A 19442-nucleotide genomic window follows, 5' to 3' on the forward strand; every position below is an offset into this window, starting at 1 on the left:
GCAGCGTCGCGCTGACGGCGTGGTGGTGACGCGCCCCGTAGGTCAAACCGACACCGCAGTCGAGGACCGTCGCGATCAGAGGGGCACGCCGGTGAGCTGGCCCCGGCACTGATCTCCCCCGTGCGGCGGAGGGCCGCCCGCCCGCCCGCCTCTGCGGAGGTCAGAATCTCCCTCCGGCGGCCGACGCCCCGGGTGTGGCCGCACGCCTACTGTCGAGGCATCACACCACGCACGAGGGAGCAACGATGACCAGCCCGCCACGACTCGAGGTCCACCACCTCACCCGCCGGTTCGGTGACAAGGTGGCCGTTGACGATGTGTCCTTCGCGATCGAACCGGGCCAGATGACCGGATTCGTCGGTGCCAACGGCGCCGGGAAGACCTCCACGATGCGGATGATCATGGGCGTGCTGGCGATCCACGACGGCCAGGTGGAGTGGGACGGTCGCCCGATTACCCGGGAGGACCGCGCACGGTTCGGGTACATGCCCGAGGAACGCGGCCTCTACCCGAAGCAGGCTGTCCTGGACCAGCTGGCCTATCTGGGCCAGCTCCGCGGGATGAGCCGACGGGATGCGATCACGGAAGCCACCCGGCTGCTGGACAGGTTGGACCTGGGCGGACGGACCAAGGACAAGCTGGAGTCCCTCTCCCTGGGGAACCAGCAGCGCGTCCAGATCGCCGCCGCACTGCTGCACGGCCCGACCGCGCTGATCCTCGACGAACCGTTCTCCGGCCTGGACCCGGTCGCAGTGGACTCGCTCGTCGACCTGATCACCGAACGGCTCCGGGAGGGTGTGCCGGTGTTGTTCTCCAGCCACCAGCTGGACCTCGTGGACCGCCTCTGCGACTCCTTGGTGGTGCTCTCCGACGGCGTGGTGCAGGCCTATGGCACCGCTGACGAGCTCCGCTCCCGGGGCCCGCGCCGCTACCGGATCAGCACCGGTCGGGACGCCGGCTGGCTGCGGGACGAGCCGGAGGTCGAGGTGCTCGACGTCGACGGGCCCACCGCTCTGGTGCAGTTTCCCGGACAGGTTCCGGACGGGCTGCTGGCCCGGGCCGTGACCCATGACCTGGCCGAGTTCTCTCCGCTGGTGCCCACTCTGGCCGACATCTACCGTGAGGTGACCCGATGAGCACGCACACCCCGACACCTGTCGATGACCGCACCGGTGCCCAGAGCGTACCGAGCACGCCGACGCACCCGTGGCTGGTGGTGACGGTCCGTGAGGTCGTCGTCAAGATCACCGACAAGTCCTTCGTCCTCTCCACTGCGCTGATGGTCGTGCTGATCGTGGCCGGAGTGGGCATCTCCGCGTTCATGGCTGCGCGCACTACGACGTTCGAGGTGGGCACGCTGGACCAGGCGACCACCAGCATCGCCAGCGGTGCCGAGGAGGAGATCGCCGGCGGCGGCGATGACCTGCAGGTGACCGGCTACGACTCCGAGGACGCCCTCCGCGCGGCGGTCCTGGAGGGTGAGGTGAACGTGGGTCTGCTCGCCAGCCCTGACGGCTACACGCTGATCGGCGCCGACGAGATCGACGCGACGCTGCAACGTTCCCTGAGCACCGCCGTCGAGGAGCATGTGCTGAGCCAGAATGCCGAGGCGGCGGGCACCTCGCTCGCCGAACTACGCGAGGGCGCCACGGTGAGCACCGAGCTCCTTGGTGCGGACGCCGGAAGGGCGACCGCCGCACAGGTGGCCGGCTTCATCTTCGCGTTCCTGTTCTACATGGCAGCGATCATGTTCGGGATGACCATCGCGAACTCGGTGCTCGAGGAGAAACAGAACCGGGTGGTGGAGATCCTCGCGACCGCCATCCCGATCCGGCAGATCCTCTACGGCAAGGTGCTGGGCAACTCACTGTTGGCGTTCGGTCAGATCGCGCTGTTCGGCATCGTCGCCCTGATCGGGGTGAATGTCGCCGGGATGGCCACCGATGTGGGCTGGATCCTGGGAGCGTCGGGATGGTTCATCGCCTTCTTCGTGGCCGGCTTCATCGCCTTGGCTGCCGTCTGGGCGGTGCTCGGTTCGCTGGCCAGCCGCTCCGAGGATCTGCAGTCCAACACCGGTCCCATCATCGCGGTGATCATGGTGGCGCTGTTCGCGGGGCTGTTCGCCCAGGGCACCGTGCTCCAGGTGGCCAGTTTCATCCCGGTGGTCTCCTCCGTGGCGATGCCGGTGCGGCTGCTGGCCGAGCAGGTGCCACTGTGGCAGCCGATCGTCTCCCTGCTGGTGACAGTGGCCGCCGCCGGACTCCTGATCCGGCTCGGTGAACGGATCTACCAGCGTGCGGTGATGCACTCCGGCTCGGCGATCAGCTGGCGGCAGGCGTTCCGGCTGGAGTCCTGACCCGCCGGGCGCACGGCATCCGGAGACGGATCGGGCCGCGCCGACCGAGCATGGCTCGGCCGGCGCGGCCCGTGGTTCCTCCCGCGACCCGCTACTGCTGCTCGATCGTGATCGTGCCGTTGAACGCGTCGCCGCTGTACTCCTCGACCAACAACGCCAGGTCCCCCGCCTCGCTCACTGTCACCTCGAGGTAGGGGTCGAAGATGTTGTCCTGGTCTGGAGCATCCGACTCGCGGTCATCGTTCTCGGCCATCTCACCTCCGGGCGTGACCACCTGGAGAGTCGGGTCCTCATCGCTGACGATGTTCACGGTGTACGTACCCGGCTGCACACTGACCAGTCCGACGAACGCTCCGTCCTCGGCCACCTGAATCTGGCTCTCGCCCAGCTCGATCTGTGTGGTTTCGCCCACCGCTTCGGCTGCCACGGTGACCTGCGAGGGACTACCGGACCATTCCGCCAGCTCGATCGCGTACTCGCCCTGGGCGAGCGTGACCTGTACGGAGGCGTCGTAGCTGTTCGGAGACTCGTACTCGGTGTCGTCGTCCTCGGCCAGCACATTGCCGTCAGCATCGAGCACCTTCATCACCGGGTCGGTGTTGCCGTTGCTGCTGGTGTACACCCGCACCACCTGCGTCTGATCGACCGTCAGCGTGGCGGTCCCGGTCCCGTCCTCGGGGATATCCACGTGCACGCTGGCCCCGACTGCCAGCACACCGGCGTCAGCGGTTCCTCCGGACTGCTGGTCGGTGGGATCGTCCGTGGGATCCGCGGACGTCGGGTCGTCGGTGGCTGTCGGCGTCGGATCGGACGTCGGCGGCGGATCTTCGCCACCGGACATCAGGTTGACACCGAGCAGGACGAGTCCAACCACGACGACCAGACCAACGATCCCGCCGATGATCAGCGGAGTGCGGTTCGGCTTGCCGGCCGGCGGCATCGGACCGGGCGGGCCGTAGCCACCGCCCTGACCGGGGTTCGCGCCGTAGGCGGGGCTTGACGATGCCGGTCCGAAGCCGCCCTGCTGCGACGGGTCGTGCCCCGGGGCGGCGAAGCTCTGGGTGGCCGATTCCGAGCCGGAGAAGTTGCCATAGGGCGAGGTCTGGTCCGCAGTGCCGGGCGCCGGTGCCGCACCGTAACCAGCACTCGCGCCGGTGCGCGGGGCGGAGGTGTCCTGGGGCGCAGAGGCGCCGTAGCCATCGGTCTGCCCCTGGGGAGCAGAGGCGGCACCATAGCCATCGGTCTGCCCCTGGGGAGCAGAGGCGGCACCATAGCCATCGGTCTGCCCCTGCGGCGCGGGATCGGCAGCCTGCGCCGGCGTCTGGTGCTCGGTCCATACAGAGCCGTCCCAATAACGCAGCTGGTCCTGCTGCTGTGGGTCCGGGTACCAACCCGCCGGAATGCTCATCGTTGCCTCACCTCAGTTGTTCGTCCAGTGACCTGCCCGTACTTCCTGCATCACCGCCGGCGAGCCTACTCGCTGCTACCGGCTGACCGACGCCTGGAGAACGGGGAGTTCTCCCCGCCCCGGTGCGGACGATGACCGCCTCCAGTTGTGATCTTTACCACGTCCGGTAGCGTGCTTTGCCGACAGGGGCAGGCACGAGTGAGGGGTCGGCCCGCATCCGGACAATGGAGGTCTGAACATGGATGGCATCGACTGGGTGGACATTCTGACCAAGATCGGCATCGCCATCGTCATCGCGATCGTGACCTGGATTCTCGCCAAGGTGGTGAAGTGGGCGATCGGCAAGCTCGTCACCCGAATCCGATTCCTGCAACGGCCGGGGGCGGACGGGAAGTCCCTCGGCGAGTCACTCGGACGGGTCGGCTCGCTGCTGGTCTGGCTGTTCGGCCTGGTGGCGATCCTCCAGGTCTTCGCTCTCGATGCGGTGCTCTCACCCATCCAGGGGGCGCTGAACACGGTGATGGAGTACCTACCGAACGTCCTCGGTGCCGCGTTCGTGTTCTTCATCGGCTACATCATCGCCAAGATCGCCAAGCAGCTGATCGAGGCGGCGGTCGGGATGATCAACTTCAGCGGCATCGCGAACAAGGTGAAGAACGTCGATCCGACCGGCGACCGAGCCGCTGCATCGGCCGGCACCGCCCCACAGCCGGCTGCGCAGCCCGAGGTTTCCGGCCCTGTCTCGCCGGCTCCGGACGCCGCCTACCAGGCGCCGGAACAGCCGGGATATCAGGGGGCCGACCAGTATCAGGTGCCGCAGTATGGCGCGCCGGCCGCTGACGCAGGCTCGGCTCTGGACTCCCGCAAGATCGCCTCGATCGCCGGAAACCTGGTGTTCGCCGTGATCCTGATCATGGTCACCATCGCCGCCCTGCAGATCCTCGGGATCTCGGCGATCTCCGCCCCTGCTGAGCAGATGCTCACGCTGATCCTGAACGCCATCCCGGCGATCATCGCGGCGGTGCTCATCCTCGGTATCGGATACCTGATCGCCAAGTTCGTCGGCTCCATCCTGGAGAGCACGCTCAACGGTCTGGGCACCGACCGCGCGGTCGCCAGCCTGGGGGTGATGGGCCAGGAGAGGAGCGCGTCGACCATTCTCACCCGGATCGCGCAGGTGGCGATCATGGTGTTCTTCGCGATCATGGCGGCCCGTGCGCTGAACTTCCCGGAGGTCACCGCGATCCTCAACGAGGTGCTCGAGCTCGGCGGTCGGGTGCTGTTCGGCGGGGTGATCATCGCCGTCGGCTTCCTGGTGGCCAAGATCGTCTCGAACGCGATCGGTTCCGGAACCACGAGCACAGTGGTGCGGTACGCCACTCTCGCGCTCTTCGTGGCGATGGGCCTGAAGTACATGGGTATCGCCGACTCGATCATCACCCTCGCCTTCGGCGCCGTGGTGGTCGGTGGAGCGCTCGCTGCTGCGCTCGCGTTCGGACTGGGTGGCCGGGAGGCGGCCGCACGCACCCTGGCCGAGGTGCAGGCGAAGAAGGACACGCCTGCCTGACCGGCTGGGCACGGTGACGGCGGGACGCCCTGCGGGCTCCGCCGTCGCCGTGGTGTGCCAGAACGTGGACAGAGGGTAACGGGAGGACAAAAGAACGGTATGCTCTTCGATGGCCCACCGCCGTGACCGGCTCGACATCTCCGTGCGGCCTCGGTCCGGGCAGCGACCTCTTCCGGTCTACCATCCGCCCAGGGCGGGCCCCCAGCACCCTCGATTCTCTTGGAGACATTCGTGCCGCATTTGGACGAGCAGCTCGTCGACATCTTTGACGAGGTCATTGCCCGCAACCCTGGTGAGACCGAGTTCCACCAGGCAGTCCGTGAGGTCTTGGAGTCCCTCGGCCCGGTGGTAGCCAAGCACCCCGAGTACGCCCACGGTGAGGTGATCCGGCGGCTGTGCGAGCCGGAGCGCCAGATCATCTTCCGCGTGCCGTGGATGGACGACGACGCCCGGGTCCAGGTCAACCGCGGCTTCCGGGTGGAGTTCAACTCTGCCCTCGGTCCGTACAAGGGCGGCCTTCGCTTCCACCCGAGCGTGTACCTGGGCATCGTGAAGTTCCTCGGTTTCGAGCAGATCTTCAAGAACTCCCTGACCGGGCTGCCGATCGGTGGCGGTAAGGGCGGCAGCGACTTCGATCCCAAGGGGCGTACCGATGCCGAGGTGATGCGGTTCTGCCAGTCGTTCATGACCGAGCTCTACCGTCACCTCGGTGAGTACACCGACGTTCCTGCCGGTGACATCGGCGTGGGCGGTCGAGAGATCGGCTACCTGTTCGGCCAGTACAAGCGGATCACCAACCGGTACGAGTCCGGAGTGCTGACGGGTAAGGGCCTGGGCTGGGGCGGTTCTCAGGTACGCACCGAGGCCACCGGGTACGGCACGGTCTTCTTCGTCCGGGAGATGCTCGCCGCCTCCGGCTCCAGCTTCGAGGGGAAGAAGGTCGTCGTCTCCGGTTCGGGCAACGTAGCGATCTTCGCAATCGACAAGGTGCACGAGCTCGGTGGCACCGTGGTGGCCTGCTCGGACTCGAACGGGTACGTGGTGGACCCCGCCGGTATCGACCTGGAGCTGCTCAAGCAGATCAAGAACGGTCAGCGCGGCCGGATGACCGACTACGTGCAGCAGCGCGGCGGTCAGGCCAAGCACTTCGAGGAGGGCTCGATCTGGGACGTGCCCTGCGATATCGCCCTCCCCTGCGCCACCCAGAACGAGCTCAACGGAGCCGACGCCCAGACGCTGGCCAGCAACGGCTGCGAGATCGTCGCCGAGGGTGCGAACATGCCCAGCACCCCGGATGCCATCCGCATCTTCGGTGAGGCGGGGATGCGGTTCGCCCCCGGTAAGGCGGTGAACGCCGGTGGGGTGGCCACCAGCGCACTGGAGATGCAGCAGAACGCCTCCCGGGACACCTGGAGCTTCGAGTACACCGAGCAGCGGCTGTCCGAGATCATGACCTCGATCCACCACCGCTGCCTGGTCACCGCTGACACCTATGGCGCACCCGGCAACTATGTGGCCGGTGCGAATATCGCCGGGTTCACCCAGGTGGCCGAGGCGATGCTCTCCCAGGGTGTGATCTGAGCTCGACCACCTCCTGACTCGCCACGGAGCCGCAGCACCCCACGGTGCTGCGGCTCCGCCATGTCTGCGGCACCGTCACCGGGCAGGTCTACACTCACCACACGATGAGCGAGCGCCAATCGCCCCAGCCCTCCGGCTCGGGACCAACACCGCTCCGCACTCCCCCACACCCACCGCCGGCCACACCCGCGGGCAGCCCCTGGCCGGCGATGGCCGCGCTGGTGCTCGGCTTCTTCATGATCCTGGTGGACTCCACCATCGTCACCGTGGCGACGCCGGCGATCATGGCCGGCCTGGGCGCGGACGTGAACTCCGTGATCTGGGTGACCAGCGCCTACCTGCTCGCCTATGCCGTGCCGTTGCTGATCACCGGGCGGCTCGGCGACCGGGTAGGACCGAAGGTGCTCTACCAGGGCGGCCTGGTGCTGTTCACCCTCGCCTCCCTGTGGTGCGGACTGGCCGACGGGATCACCATGCTGATCGTCGCCCGGGTGTTCCAGGGACTGGGGGCATCGATGATGACGCCGCAGACGATGGCGGTAATTACCCGCACCTTCCCCGCCGAGCAGCGCGGCAAGGCGATGAGCCTGTGGGGCGCCGTGGCCGGGATCGCCAACATCGCTGGACCGATCGCCGGTGGGCTACTGATCGACGGTCCTGGCTGGGAATGGATCTTCTTCATCAATGTGCCGGTCGGGATCATCGCGTTCCTGCTCGCCTGGCGGCTGGTGCCCCGCCTGCCGACGCACCGGCACCAGTTCGACCTGCCCGGGGTGGCGCTCAGCGCGGTCGGGATGTTCTGCCTCGTGTTCGGTTTGCAGGAGGGCGAGAGCTACGCCTGGGGACCCTGGATCTGGTTGCTGATCGGTGCCGGGCTCCTGGTGATGGGTGCCTTCGTGCTCTGGCAGGCGAAGAACCCCGGTGAAGCACTGGTCCCGCTGTCCCTGTTCCGGGACCGGAACTTCTCCCTGGCGAACGTGGCGATCACCGCCGTCGGGTTCATGATCGTGGCGATGGCGCTGCCGCTGATGCTCTACGCGCAGATGGTGCGGGGATTCAGTCCGACCGAGGCGGCGCTGCTGATCCTGCCGATGGCCCTGGCGGGCATCGTGCTGGCGCCGATCGTAGGCAAGCTGGTGGACACCCACCACCCTCGCTACCTGGCCGGCTTCGGCATGGCCTGCGTGGCCGGAGCCCTGTTCTGGCTGGCGCTGATCCTCACCCCGGACACCCCGGTGGTCCAACTCCTCATCCCGATCACCGTGCTCGGTGTGGGCACCGCATTCACCTTCGGCCCGCTGGGCACCACCGCGAACCGGAACCTCCCGCTGCACCAGGCCGGCGCCGGGTCCGGAGTGTTCAACGCCACCCGACAGGTGGGCTCGGTCCTGGGCAGTGCGGCGATCGCCGCCCTGATGCAGTCCCGGCTGGCCACCCACCTCCCCGAAATGGCGGCCGGCGGCGGCCCCGGCCTCGGCGGCGGCCACCTGCCCGAGCCCTTGCAGGCGGGGTTCGCCTCGGCGATGGCGGAGTCGGTGCTGCTGCCGGCCGGGGTGATCCTGATCGGGTTCGTTGCCGCGCTGTTCTTCGTGGCGCCCCACCACCTCGCCGGCCGCGCGCTTGTCACGCCCGGTGGCGCACGCCAAGATGACGGGCATGAGCCCCGATGACGAAGGCCTCGCTCCCCGCCCGCCGAGCCCACTGAGTAGTGCTGGCGGTCAGGTCCGCCGGTGGCAGATCCTCGGGGTGTCGATCCTCGGCGGGCTGGCAGTGGTCGCCTTCCTGCTCTCACTGCTGCTGAGCGGCTCTCTCCCGCGGACACGCTGCGCACTGTCGCGACTGTCGCCGCAGGGAGCTGCGCCGTGATTGGTGTCAGCTTCGCGGTGATCGGCGGGAACCGGTGACCGGACTGCTGATGGCGCTGAGCATTGTCGGCGCGATCGCGGTGCTGACCTTCATCGCCTTCCTGGTGGTGGGTCTACGCAAAGGCTGGCAGGACCCGGTGAGTAGACGAGTGCTCACCGTGTTCTTCATCCTTGGCGGCGTCTGCGCCGTGCTGGGGATGCTGGTCGCGTTCACCTCGTAGCGCCGCTAGGCGTTGTCACCACCGGTGTCCCCCGCCATCACACCGTCGACCGCATCGCCGGCAGCCGGCCACTGCCAGTCGGCCACCACGGGGATGTCGGTGCCGTACTCGCGGGTGTAGCGGCGTGCGGCGAGCCGGGCGTCGGCCATTCGCTGCCGCAGGCCCGCGCAGCGAGACCCGAGCCCAGGGACCCGGTCGATCACGTCCATCACCAGGTGGTAGCGGTCCAGGTCGTTCAGCATCACCATGTCGAACGGCGTGGTGGTGGTGCCGTTCTCCTTGTACCCGCGTACGTGCAGGTGGCCGTGCCCGTTCCGGCGGTAGGTGAGCCGGTGGATCAGCCACGGGTAGCCGTGATAGGCGAAGATCACCGGCCGGTCGGAGGTGAAGATGGTGTCGTACTCGGAGTCGGTGAGCCCGTGCGGGTGCTCGCCGGGATCCTGCAGGCGCATCAGATCCACGACGTTGACCACCCGCACCTTCAGAGCCGGCAGGTGTTGGCGGAGCAGGTCGGCGGCAGCGAGCACCTCCACCGTGGGGACGTCTCCGGCGCAGACAAGGACGACGTCCGGCTGCTCGCCGTCGGTCTCGGTACCTGCCCACTCCCATATCCCCGCTCCTCGGTAGCAGTGGTCCTGCGCCTGCTCAAGGCTGAGGAAGTCCGGGCCGGGCTGCTTTCCGGCAACCACCACGTTGATGTATTGCCTGGTGCGCAGCACATGGTCGTAGGTGGCCAGCAGAGTGTTGGTGTCCGGCGGCAGGTAGACCCGGACCAGATTCGCCCCTTTGTTCACCACATGGTCGATGAAGCCGGGGTCCTGGTGGGAGAAGCCGTTGTGGTCCTGGCGCCACACATGGGAGCTGAGCAGATAGTTCAACGAGGCGATCGGACGCCGCCAGGAGAGCTCGTCGGTGACCTTGAGCCACTTGGCGTGCTGGTTCACCATCGAGTCGACGATGTGGATGAAGGCCTCGTAGGAGGTGAACAACCCGTGCCTGCCGGTGAGCAGGTATCCCTCCAACCAGCCCTGGCACTGGTGCTCGGAGAGCACCTCCATCACCCGGCCGACCCGCGCCAGGTGCTCGGTACGATCGGTCTCGGTCAGCTCGGCGTTCCACTGCTTGGCGGTGACGTCGTAGACGGCCTGCAGCCGGTTCGACGCCACCTCGTCCGGTCCGAACAGCCGGAAGTTGGTCGGGTTGCGTTCGATCACCTCAGCGAGCCACTGGCCGAGGATCTTCGTCGGTTCCGTCACCACCCCGCCCGGGGTCGGAACGTCGACGGCGTAGCTCGCCAGTTCCGGCAGGCGCAGGTCGCGCAGCAGCAGCCCGCCGTTGGTGTGTGGGTTGTCGCTCATCCGCAGCTGCCCGGGCGGAGCGAGACTCGCCACGTCCTCGACCAGGTGACCTTCGCCGTCGAACAGGTCCTCCGGACGGTAGGACTGCATCCAGTCCTGGAGCACCTGCAGGTGCTCGGGGGTGTCTCGTGCCGCGGAGAGCGGGACCTGGTGGGAGCGCCAGGAACCTTCGACCCGGTGGCCGTCGATCTCCCGCGGGCAGGTCCAGCCCTTGGGGGTGCGCAGCACGATCATCGGCCATCGGGGCCGCTGCACCTCCTCCGGTGCGGCGGCGGCCGCCACCTCCTTGATCTCGGCGATCTCGTCCAGCACCTCGTCCAGCAGCGCGGCGAACCGGGTGTGGATGGCGATCGGGTCCTCATCGTCGAACCCTGCGGTGAACACGTGCGGATGGTGGCCGTAGCCGCGCATCAGGTCGAGCAGCTCATCTTCCGGGATCCGGCCCAGCACCGTGGGGTTGGCGATCTTGAAGTCGTTGAGGTGCAGGATCGGCAGCACCACCCCGTCGGTGGCGGGATTGACGAACTTGGTGGAGTGCCAGCTGGTCGCCAGCGGCCCTGTCTCGGCCTCACCGTCACCGACCACGGCAAGCACCAGCAGGTCCGGGTTGTCGAACGCGGCTCCGTAGGCGTGGGAGAGCGCATAGCCCAGCTCGCCACCCTCGTGGATCGAGCCGGGCGTCTCCGGCGCGGCATGGGAGGGGATACCGCCGGGGAAGGAGAACTGCCGGAAGAACCGGCGCAGTCCCTCAGTGTCCTGGGTGATGTCGGAATAGATCTCCGAGTACGTACCCTCCAGGTAACTGTTCGCCACCACGGCCGGGCCGCCGTGCCCGGGCCCGGTGAGGTACATCGCCGACTGGGCGCGTTCGGCGATCACCCGGTTGGCGTGCGCATAGAGGAAGTTCAGACCGGGGGTGGTGCCCCAGTGTCCGAGCAGGCGCGGTTTGATGTGCTCGGCCCGCAGCGGTTCGCGCAGCAGCGGGTTGTCCAGCAGGTAGATCTGCCCGACGGACAGGTAGTTCGCTGCCCGCCACCAGGCATGGACCCGGGCGAGCGTCGCCTCGTCCGGTTCGGGTCGGCTGCGCCGCTGCCAGGCCTGCCGCGTCGCGGCCGAGGTACTCATACTCATCGGGTCCTCCGTGGAGTCGATGGTCCGCCTCCAGCCTGGACCGCCTGCGGTATCGGCGCCAGTGCTGGATGGGGAGCACTCCCCCGTCCGGGTGTTGGCGCTCCACAGCGACTACCCGGACAATGACGCTCTAGCGGGCCGGGCACACTCACCGGGACCTGAGAACAACGGGGGGAATGACCATGAGCCGAACAATCACTCGACTGGGCGCGGTCACGATGGCGGCGGGCGTGACTGCTGGGATGGTGGGCTGTGGCATGCTCGGCGGAGACGATTCCGGTCCACCGGACGAGGTGCTCCAACAGCAGATAGCGGCCGCCGTCGAGGCCCACGGCTCGGACGATGTCGCCGAGCTCACGATCGGCACGGACCGGCGGTCCGGGTGGCTGACACTCTGGGACGGGGCTGAACTGGTGCGGTACGACCTCGATGACGAGACCAGCGAGGTGCTCTCGTCCACCGAACCGCGGGGTTCTGTTCCTGCCGCTGACCTGGACCTGTCCGCGTTGGTTGGCTTCGCCGATGGTCTCACCTGCACAGACACCGACACCGCTCCGCTCATCGAGTCCATCTCCACGGTCGCGGGTACCAGCTACGTGGCAGCCTTCTGCGGTGAGGAAGCCGATCCGCTGAAGCAGGCCGTCGATGGCGAGGCGGTTCCCGACCTGGAGGACCTCCTGACGCACGAGGCACTCGAGAGTGTGCTCCGAGAGACAGAACAGGTCCTCGGCGAGGGACTGACCGAGCTGAGCGTCTATCCGGAGTTAGGTGAGGTGGTGGTGCACAGTGCACCGGTCCAGTTCGGTGAGTCCGAGGGCGAGGTGCGTCTGTCCCGGTTCCTCAGCGGAGAGGGCGAGATGACCGGTCTCGACGTTCCCGGCAGCAGCTACCGGGAGCCGAGCGGTGACCCGGTGTTCCTGCAGGCAGACGTGGCTGCGCAGGACCTGCTGACAGTGATCGAGACCGGGGTGCAGGAAGCCGGTGCGGACCCCGGCACGGTGCCGTTTCAGGTCAGCGTCGGACCGGACGAGGATGCCGCCAGCGTGATCGTCTGGGTGATCGTGGCCGAGGGCGACGAACCGATCCGGCTGTCCCTGGACGGCACCGTGCTCTCCTGAGCTCGTCGCCAGGGGCCTGATGCTGTGCTCAGTGTGGCCGGAACGCCCGCCAGGTGAGCAGCGCGGCGAGCAGCACCACCACGATCGCGGTGGCGGAGGCGTGCTGGACGCCCGCGTCGAACGCGGTCCGAGCCGCAGTGGCCAGCTGGTCGCCGACCGCCGGGTCCAGGCGCTCGGCGTAGTCCAGGGTGGCGCCGAGCGTCTCGAAGTGAGCGGGGTCGGCGCCCTGGACGGTGGCTGGTAGCTCGAGGCGGGACTGGTACGTGGCGGTGAGCACGCTTCCGAGTACAGCGGTCCCCAAGACGGCGCCCACCTCGTAGGCCGTCTCCGAGATGGCTGCGGCGGATCCAGCCTTCTGTGGCGGTGCGTTCGCTAGGATGAGGTCGTTGGTCAACGTCTCGGCGATGCCGATCCCGATGCCCATCGCGATGAACGCGATCATGACCACCGCTACCTGGGGGGCGCCGGACAGCGCAACGATCGCATACCCGGATCCGGTCAGCAGGAGGCTCCCTGGCACCAGGATCCGCACCGGGACCCGGACCACGAGCCGGACCGCGATGAAGCCGAGGCCCATCGAGACCACAGTGCCTGGTAGCAAGACCAGGGCCGACTGTAGTGGACCGAGGCCCAGGTCGAGCTGCAGCAGTTGCGCGGCGAAGAACAGAAACCCAGCCAGCCCCATCAGGCTGAGCATGTTCGCGCCGATGGCACCGGTGAACATCGGGTTCCGAAAGAGTGCCAGGTCGAGCATCGGACGGCTGCGCACCTGCTGGCGGCGGACGAAGGCGACGCCGCAGACCACGGCAAGACCCGCCGTCGCGAAGGCGAGCGGATCCAGCCCGGAGGTGACACCGCGCTTGAGCGCGAATACTGCCGGGCCCATCACCCCCAGGGAGAGCGCGATCGAGAGCGGGTCCAACGGGCCGGGATCCGGATCACGGGACTCTCGCAGCAGTGCCAGGGCGAGCGGCACGAAGACCACGATCAGTGGGACGTTGATGAGGAAGACCGAGCCCCAGGAGAAGTGTTCGAGGAGCCAGCCGCCGACCACCGGGCCGAGGGCGGCGCCGCCGCCAAAGAAGGCCGCCCAGGTAGCGATCGCCAGCCGGCGGTCCCGTTCATGCGGGAACAGGTTGCGGATCATCGACAGCGTCGACGGCATCAGGGTGGCACCGAAGATCCCTTGCAACGCGCGAGCAAGGATCAGGTGCTCGGCTGTGCCCGAGGTGGCCGCAAAGGCCGAGGCCAGGCCGAAACCGACGGAGCCGATCAGCAGCAGGCGGCGACGACCGAACCGGTCCCCGAGCGAGCCCATCGCGATCAGCAGCCCAGCGAGCATCAGGGAGTAGATGTCGACGATCCACATCAGCTGCGCGCCGCTGGGGCGCAGGTCGACACTGATGGCGGGAAGGGCGAAGCTGAGCACGGTGTTGTCGATGGCGACGAGGAGCACCGGGATCATCAGGGCGGCCAGGCCGAGCCATTCGCGACGACCGGCACGCGCCGGGGCGGAGTCGAGTATCGTCATGCACACTACTGTACCGGCTGGACGGTATAGTGAGAACGAGTGCTCTGGTGACCTCCCTCACCGCGTAGGCTCGCCGTCATGACCTCCCCGGAACGATCCACCCGTGACCGGCTGCTGGACGCCTTCGAAACCCTGCTGGTGGAGCAGGGCCCGCGCGCGGCCACCCTGGAGGCGGTCGCTGCCGAGGCCGGAGTGAGCAAGGGCGGCCTGCTCTATCACTTCGCCAGCAAGGACGACCTGGTCGACGGCGTACTGGAGCGCCTCTTGGAGCTGGCCCGCGCCGACACCGAGCAGATGCGCACCTCGCCGGTCGGTCCAGTGGAGTTCTACCTGCAGACATCAGTCTCCGAGGGATCGGAGCTGGACCGGGCGCTGGTAGCAGCAGCACGGCTGGCACAGGAAAATACCGACCCGGTGCGGGCGGCGCTGGCGCAGGTGCGGGAGGGCTGGCTCGAGGTGCTGCGCGCCGAGTTGGGCGATGAGTCGCTGGCCCGGACCATCCAGCTGGTCGGAGACGGCCTGTATTTCAATGACGTCTCCGGGATGCCGGATCCGGATGCGCTCGAGCATGTGCGGGCCGTACTGGGGCGGCTCGGGCGCTGATGCGCCGCCACAGCGGGTTGCGCACGCTCTAGACTCCAGCCATGACGCCGGAGGCTACCGAGGACTGGGACACCCCTGATCACCGCGTGCTGCGGGCCTACGCCTTTGGCGATGCCGATGCAGAGCCGAGCCGGCGGGTACTGATCGTGTGTGGCGCCTTCTTGCCGGCACTGGTGTACGCGCCCTTCGCCTCCGCGCTGGCGAGAGAGCTCGGTGATGGCTGGAGCGTGTACGTCTATGACCGTCGCGGCAAGGGACAGTCCTCCCCGGTGGAATCGGACTATTCGCTCGAGACAGAGAAGTCGGATGTCGCCACGGCCCTGCGCTTGTCCTCGGCAGCGCACCTGGTCGGGCACTCCCTCGGCGGTGCGATCGTCCTGCACGCCGTACGCATGCTCGCCGACAGTGAGGACGAGGAGCTCCGCGCACTGGTGCCGCAGACCACCACGGTCTACGACCCCGCGATCAATGTTGACGGGTCGTTCGACACATCCTGGCTACCGACGTTCCGCGAGCAGGTAGAGCGCGGCCAGCTGGGGCGGGCGCTGGCCCTGGTAGAACGCCACCTCGGGATGTCACCCACACTGTCGCACGCACCGAACTGGATGGTCGCCGGCATCCTGGCCCTGTCGCTGCGCACCGGCTTGCGCGGGTTCACCCGCTCGGTGTTTCCGGCCGCAGTGGCCGAGCTCACCGCAGCGTTCGCAGAGGAGGCCCGAGCCTCGGACTTCGCCGGGCTCCCCGCACGGACCTGCATCATGACCGGTGAGCACAGTGCCGAGTATTTCCAGGCGACGGCGAGAACCCTGGCGGACGCTGTTCCCGACGCCCGGCTAGTTGTCTCCCCGAAGGGCGTGCACGGCTCGGTCCCCGCGGTGCGGCACTACATCGTCGACTCGTTGGCGCTCTGGTTACGGGATCGACCCCTCGGTGGCCTCGATCTCGGGCCCGATGCGCTGCAGAAGCTGGTGTAGCGAGCGGTTTGGCCTGGTGCCGGGTCACGTCCGTCGAGACCCTGGAGGACCTGCAAATCCGTCGCAGGTGCACCTGACAGGGGCAGGCACCCTCGGCTCACACAGGGCATCCTGGGCCCATGGCGTCGACACGGACTGAGCTGGGTGAGTTCCTCAGAAGTCGCAGGGAGCGACTGACACCGGAGCGAGCTGGCTTGCCCGCGGGCCTGACGATCCGTCGCGTGCCCGGCCTTCGACGAGAAGAGCTCGCCCAGTTGGCCGGCGTGAGCGCGGGCTACTACACCCGCCTCGAGCAGGGAGTGAGCCATGGCGCATCTCCAGCAGTCATCGATGCACTCGCCACCGCATTGCAACTCGATGAGGCAGAGCACCAGCACCTCCGCACCCTGGCGACACCACGTCGGCCGATACGCCATCGCCCGAGACGTCACGTCCTTCGACCAGCCGTCCGAGACCTCCTCGACGCGCTCGACCTAGTAGCGGCGGTGGTCATCGACCACCGTACCGAGGTGATCGGCTGGAACCGACTCGGGCATGCAATGCTGGCTAGTCACCTGGACTGGGAGGCTCCAGAGACTCGGAGCCGCCCGAACATCGCCCGGATGCTCTTCCTCGATCCACACCATCGTGCCCTCTACCGGGACTGGCGCGGCAAAGCGCTCGCCACGGTAGCGGCCCTGCACCAGCAAACGCCCCGGCACCCAGGCGATATCGGCCTGGAACGCCTAGTCGGCGAGCTGACCGTCGCGAGCGGCGAATTCGCTCTCATGTGGTCGCAGCGGCCCGTCCGGACCTGTGCGTCCTCGCTCCGCGAGCTCGATCACCCAGTCGTCGGTCGGATGACCCTCACGAACGAGACACTCTCGCTTCCTGACGACGACCAACAGCTTGGCCTGTTCCACGCACGCCCAGGAACACCAGATCAGGAAGCGCTCACCCTCCTCGCGGCCCTAGAACACCCCACCACGACCCCGCCGAGCGCCGCGGTGGAAGCGCAGGCGCACCGATGAAAGTGCTCGTCGTCGGCGGGACGGGAACTATCGGGCGCCGCCTCGTACCCGAACTCCGCGGCCTTGGCCACGAGGTTCTCGCTGCTGGCCGTACCTCCGGTGATGTCCATGTGGATCTGTCCTCGCCAACGTCGATCACCACGATGTATCGGCAGCTGGGGGCAATCGATGCGGTGGTCAGCGTGGCCGCTCACGGCGTCCTGGACGAGTTCACGACGTTGACTCGCGACTCCCTGATCGCGAACATGCAGGCCAAGCTGTTCGGGCAGGTCGATCTCGTGCTTATCGGGCAACGGCATCTGGCCGACGGCGGGTCATTCACCTTGACGTCCGGCATTTTTGCCGACCAGGCCTGGCCGACCGTGACCGGTGGAGCGATGATCAGCGGCGCTCTGCACGCTTTCGTTCTCTCCGCCGCCCTCGAGTTGCCGCGACGGCTGCGCATCAATGCCGTGAGTCCGACGATGATCGGCGATTCTGTCGAGGTGTTCTCCGAGCACTTCCCCGGGATGCGGCCGGTGCCGATGGACACTCTCATCACCGAGTATCTCGCCTGTATCGAGGGAGCCCGTACAGGTCAGGTCATCCGTGCCTACGGCTGAGGTCCTCTGTGGGCTGACAGGAACCGTCCCTCCGCTCCTCCCAAATCCCGCGACCACACACGTGAGGCCTGTTGGCCACCCTCGTTCCTCGGGTACCCAACAGGCCTCAAAGTCGGGCTGACAGGATTTGAACCTGCGACCCCTTGACCCCCAGTCAAGTGCGCTACCAAGCTGCGCCACAGCCCGTGATCTGAAATTGTCACCGGCCTGCCGCCTCCTCCACTGGGCTGACAAAGAGCACTGTGGTGGACGCGTGCCGTCCGGCAGGTTCGGATGCGAACCGGATGCGATGCTACCGCAGGCAGACCGGTTGCTCACAATCGCCTCGACCGTACCGACGGGGCCGCCCGGATCGCTCCGAACGGCCCCGCGGGCGAAGAGCGCGCCAGCCCGCTACCACTCGATCATCGTGCCGTTGGCGATGTTGTAGTACATGCCGATGTGGGTGTAGAAGTTCATCGCACCGAAGAGGGTGAACCCGATACCGCCGAGCACCCAAGCCCACACAGCCCAGCGGAGCAGGTTCAGCCGATCGGTCCACAGTGCGATGGCGAACAGGATCGCCCCCACCGCCACCACCCCCCACAGTCCGCCGAGGAACACTGCCTCGATCAGTGGAATATGACCGACCCGGCCCGAGATCGGCTCCTCCGGCGGAGCGGCACCGAGCTGGAATCGAACGAAGGTGATCGCGAGCACGGCCATCCCCAGGCCGAGCACACCAACGAAGATGCTGACCGGCTTGAACGACGCAAGCGTCTTCTCGCTCGCCAGCTCGACCTCGCCGTCATAAAGCGTGCGATGCCGCCAGAGGTAGACCGCCGCGAGCAGCAACAGCGCGCCGAAGCCTGCGGCAGGCTGACCGAAGGCGATGTTCGCGTATTCGAACCCATCTGCGCCGAACGGCCAGGTCACCGTGGTGTGCAGTCCGAGCGCGAACAGCAGGATACCTGCGACTCCGAAGAACCCGGCCCACCCCTCACTCTCGATCCGCCGCTTTCGCAGCACATCGGAGAGGAACTTGGCGAACCCCAGAAGCCCCGCCCCCGCCGTGATGGCGACGAGCTCGTTGTACACGACCACGACTACCGCTCCCCTCTCTCCATCACTCCATGTACTTGAGTATTCAACTACCAAGGAGAAGGTCTTCGCGGCCGGATCTATTCCCCGGCGGTCGAAGCACTAGTGCTCGGCGCTGCAGGGGAGCTCGACCAGCGACCGGGTGACCTTGGCCAGTCGCGCGGCGCTGGCAGGATCGAGGGTCGTGAGCGTGAGCGGGAGCTGCGTGCCACGGTCGTTCGCGGTCAGTGCCGCTGCCGGCGGACTGTCGATGAACTCGTGGACCGGCGCGATGGCACGCGCCACCGGGCGTGCGGCGACCGCTGCCGCAGCGCGAATGAACACGCGCGCCGCTGCGGGCAACGGGGAGAGGTCGCCGCTCTTGGTGAACCCAGGGTGGTAGAGCACGTAGCGGGCCGGGCTGTCGGTCCGCGCCGCATAGGCGACGCCGAGGAGGTCATTGGCACGACCCGCCTGGAGCTGGGCGGTGATCGCGCTGTAGCCGCGCTCCAGCTGAAGGTCGTCCCAGTGGATCTTTCCTTTGCTGGTTCCGACGCCTGCGACGTTGATGATCACCGGTGTCCGGCTGCGGCGGAGCAGGGGCGCCAGCTCATGACTGAGCAGGTACCGGCTGAGGTAGTACAGCGCGAAGGTGTGCTCCAGTCCCTCCGCCGTCGTTCTGCGCTGCGTTGCTTGCCTGTTCGCAAAAAGACCCAGCGCGTCCACCACCGGGTATTGCGCCTCGATATCGGCGATGGCTCTGCGCGTGTCGCTGACGCTGGAGAGGTCGGCCTGGATGAAGTCGATCGGCTCGCCGGCGGCCAACGCCTCCGACTCTGCCACGACCCGTCGCCCCTTCTCCGGGTTGCTGCCGAGGACTAGAACCCGGTCGCCTCGCTGTGCGCGGGCGAGGGCCAACGAACGGCCCATACCGTCCGTCCCGCCACTGACCACGATGACGCGCGGCGCCGGTGATGTGAGTTGGGGTTCTGAACCGGGCACGAGGACCGCTCCTAGGTAGTTACCGATTGTTCGCACTACCATCATTGGCAACTATC

Annotated in this window: 17 protein-coding genes and 1 tRNA gene; 12 read left to right on the forward strand and 6 right to left on the reverse strand. The window is 67.5% G+C overall.

Translation table 11 applies throughout. The features are described 5' to 3' along the window. Positions 1 to 245: 245 nt before the first annotated feature. Complete coding sequence (locus FU260_RS13330) at positions 246 to 1136, forward strand: ABC transporter ATP-binding protein (protein ID WP_147917504.1); 891 nt, start codon at positions 246 to 248, stop codon at positions 1134 to 1136. Continuing rightward, positions 1133 to 2356, forward strand: a complete 1224-nt coding sequence (locus FU260_RS13335; RefSeq protein ID WP_147917505.1) for an ABC transporter permease — start codon at positions 1133 to 1135, stop codon at positions 2354 to 2356. The genes FU260_RS13330 and FU260_RS13335 overlap by 4 nt, the downstream gene beginning before the upstream one ends. A gap of 91 nt (positions 2357 to 2447) precedes the next feature. On the opposite strand, the gene FU260_RS24170 is transcribed toward FU260_RS13335, so the two are convergent. Beyond that, positions 2448 to 3764 carry a DUF2510 domain-containing protein gene (locus FU260_RS24170; protein ID WP_147917506.1) on the reverse strand — a complete coding sequence of 439 codons (1317 nt, stop codon included), beginning with the start codon at positions 3762 to 3764 and terminating at the stop codon, positions 2448 to 2450. A gap of 238 nt (positions 3765 to 4002) precedes the next feature. Here FU260_RS24170 and FU260_RS13345 point away from each other — a divergent pair, with 238 nt between their 5' ends. The 5 genes from FU260_RS13345 to FU260_RS23610 all read left to right on the forward strand — a co-directional run bounded on the left by FU260_RS13345 (position 4003) and on the right by FU260_RS23610 (position 8998). Then, positions 4003 to 5331 carry a mechanosensitive ion channel gene (locus FU260_RS13345; RefSeq protein WP_147917507.1) on the forward strand — a complete coding sequence of 443 codons (1329 nt, stop codon included), beginning with the start codon at positions 4003 to 4005 and terminating at the stop codon, positions 5329 to 5331. A gap of 240 nt (positions 5332 to 5571) precedes the next feature. Continuing rightward, positions 5572 to 6912, forward strand: a complete 1341-nt coding sequence (gene gdhA, locus FU260_RS13350; RefSeq protein WP_210418321.1) for an NADP-specific glutamate dehydrogenase — start codon at positions 5572 to 5574, stop codon at positions 6910 to 6912. Positions 6913 to 7121: 209 nt separating this feature from the next. Continuing rightward, on the forward strand, positions 7122 to 8582 hold the full coding sequence (locus FU260_RS13355; RefSeq protein WP_235912357.1) for a DHA2 family efflux MFS transporter permease subunit: 1461 nt from the start codon (positions 7122 to 7124) through the stop codon (positions 8580 to 8582). Next, positions 8569 to 8778: a hypothetical protein gene (locus FU260_RS13360; protein ID WP_147917510.1), complete on the forward strand. Its 210-nt coding sequence runs from the start codon at positions 8569 to 8571 to the stop codon at positions 8776 to 8778. The genes FU260_RS13355 and FU260_RS13360 overlap by 14 nt, the downstream gene beginning before the upstream one ends. 49 nt (positions 8779 to 8827) lie before the next feature. After that, entirely contained in the window at positions 8828 to 8998 is a 171-nt protein-coding gene (locus FU260_RS23610; protein WP_210418083.1) for a hypothetical protein, read from the forward strand. Positions 8999 to 9003: 5 nt separating this feature from the next. On the opposite strand, the gene FU260_RS13365 is transcribed toward FU260_RS23610, so the two are convergent. After that, complete coding sequence (locus FU260_RS13365; RefSeq protein WP_147919488.1) at positions 9004 to 11481, reverse strand: phosphoketolase family protein; 2478 nt, start codon at positions 11479 to 11481, stop codon at positions 9004 to 9006. Between the two features lie 188 nt (positions 11482 to 11669). Between FU260_RS13365 and FU260_RS13370 the strand changes: the two genes are divergently transcribed. After that, positions 11670 to 12605 carry a hypothetical protein gene (locus FU260_RS13370; protein ID WP_147917511.1) on the forward strand — a complete coding sequence of 312 codons (936 nt, stop codon included), beginning with the start codon at positions 11670 to 11672 and terminating at the stop codon, positions 12603 to 12605. A gap of 28 nt (positions 12606 to 12633) precedes the next feature. Here FU260_RS13370 and FU260_RS13375 read toward each other — a convergent pair whose 3' ends face one another. After that, entirely contained in the window at positions 12634 to 14136 is a 1503-nt protein-coding gene (locus FU260_RS13375) for an MFS transporter (protein WP_147917512.1), read from the reverse strand. Positions 14137 to 14214: 78 nt separating this feature from the next. On the opposite strand from FU260_RS13375, the gene FU260_RS13380 reads away from it, so the two are divergent. The 4 genes from FU260_RS13380 to FU260_RS13395 all read left to right on the forward strand — a co-directional run bounded on the left by FU260_RS13380 (position 14215) and on the right by FU260_RS13395 (position 17325). Then, on the forward strand, positions 14215 to 14739 hold the full coding sequence (locus tag FU260_RS13380; protein WP_147917513.1) for a TetR/AcrR family transcriptional regulator: 525 nt from the start codon (positions 14215 to 14217) through the stop codon (positions 14737 to 14739). A gap of 41 nt (positions 14740 to 14780) precedes the next feature. Then, positions 14781 to 15713, forward strand: a complete 933-nt coding sequence (locus FU260_RS13385; protein ID WP_147917514.1) for an alpha/beta fold hydrolase — start codon at positions 14781 to 14783, stop codon at positions 15711 to 15713. A gap of 119 nt (positions 15714 to 15832) precedes the next feature. Continuing rightward, entirely contained in the window at positions 15833 to 16723 is an 891-nt protein-coding gene (locus FU260_RS13390) for a helix-turn-helix transcriptional regulator (RefSeq protein ID WP_147917515.1), read from the forward strand. Then, the gene (locus FU260_RS13395; protein WP_147917516.1) at positions 16720 to 17325 is read left to right on the forward strand and encodes a short chain dehydrogenase; all 606 of its coding nucleotides are present in this window, start codon (positions 16720 to 16722) and stop codon (positions 17323 to 17325) included. Before FU260_RS13390 ends, FU260_RS13395 begins: the two co-directional genes overlap by 4 nt. A 112-nt stretch (positions 17326 to 17437) precedes the next feature. Here FU260_RS13395 and FU260_RS13400 read toward each other — a convergent pair. From FU260_RS13400 to FU260_RS13410, 3 genes are all read right to left on the reverse strand, one after another. Then, positions 17438 to 17511, reverse strand: a tRNA-Pro gene (locus tag FU260_RS13400). Between the two features lie 207 nt (positions 17512 to 17718). After that, the gene (locus tag FU260_RS13405) at positions 17719 to 18408 is read right to left on the reverse strand and encodes a DUF981 family protein (RefSeq protein WP_147917517.1); all 690 of its coding nucleotides are present in this window, start codon (positions 18406 to 18408) and stop codon (positions 17719 to 17721) included. 99 nt (positions 18409 to 18507) lie between these two features. Then, positions 18508 to 19431: an SDR family NAD(P)-dependent oxidoreductase gene (locus tag FU260_RS13410; RefSeq protein ID WP_328593007.1), complete on the reverse strand. Its 924-nt coding sequence runs from the start codon at positions 19429 to 19431 to the stop codon at positions 18508 to 18510. Positions 19432 to 19442: the final 11 nt, after the last annotated feature.

This window comes from Ruania zhangjianzhongii, from assembly GCF_008000995.1.
GTDB classification, from domain to species: Bacteria; Actinomycetota; Actinomycetes; order Actinomycetales; family Beutenbergiaceae; genus Ruania; species Ruania zhangjianzhongii.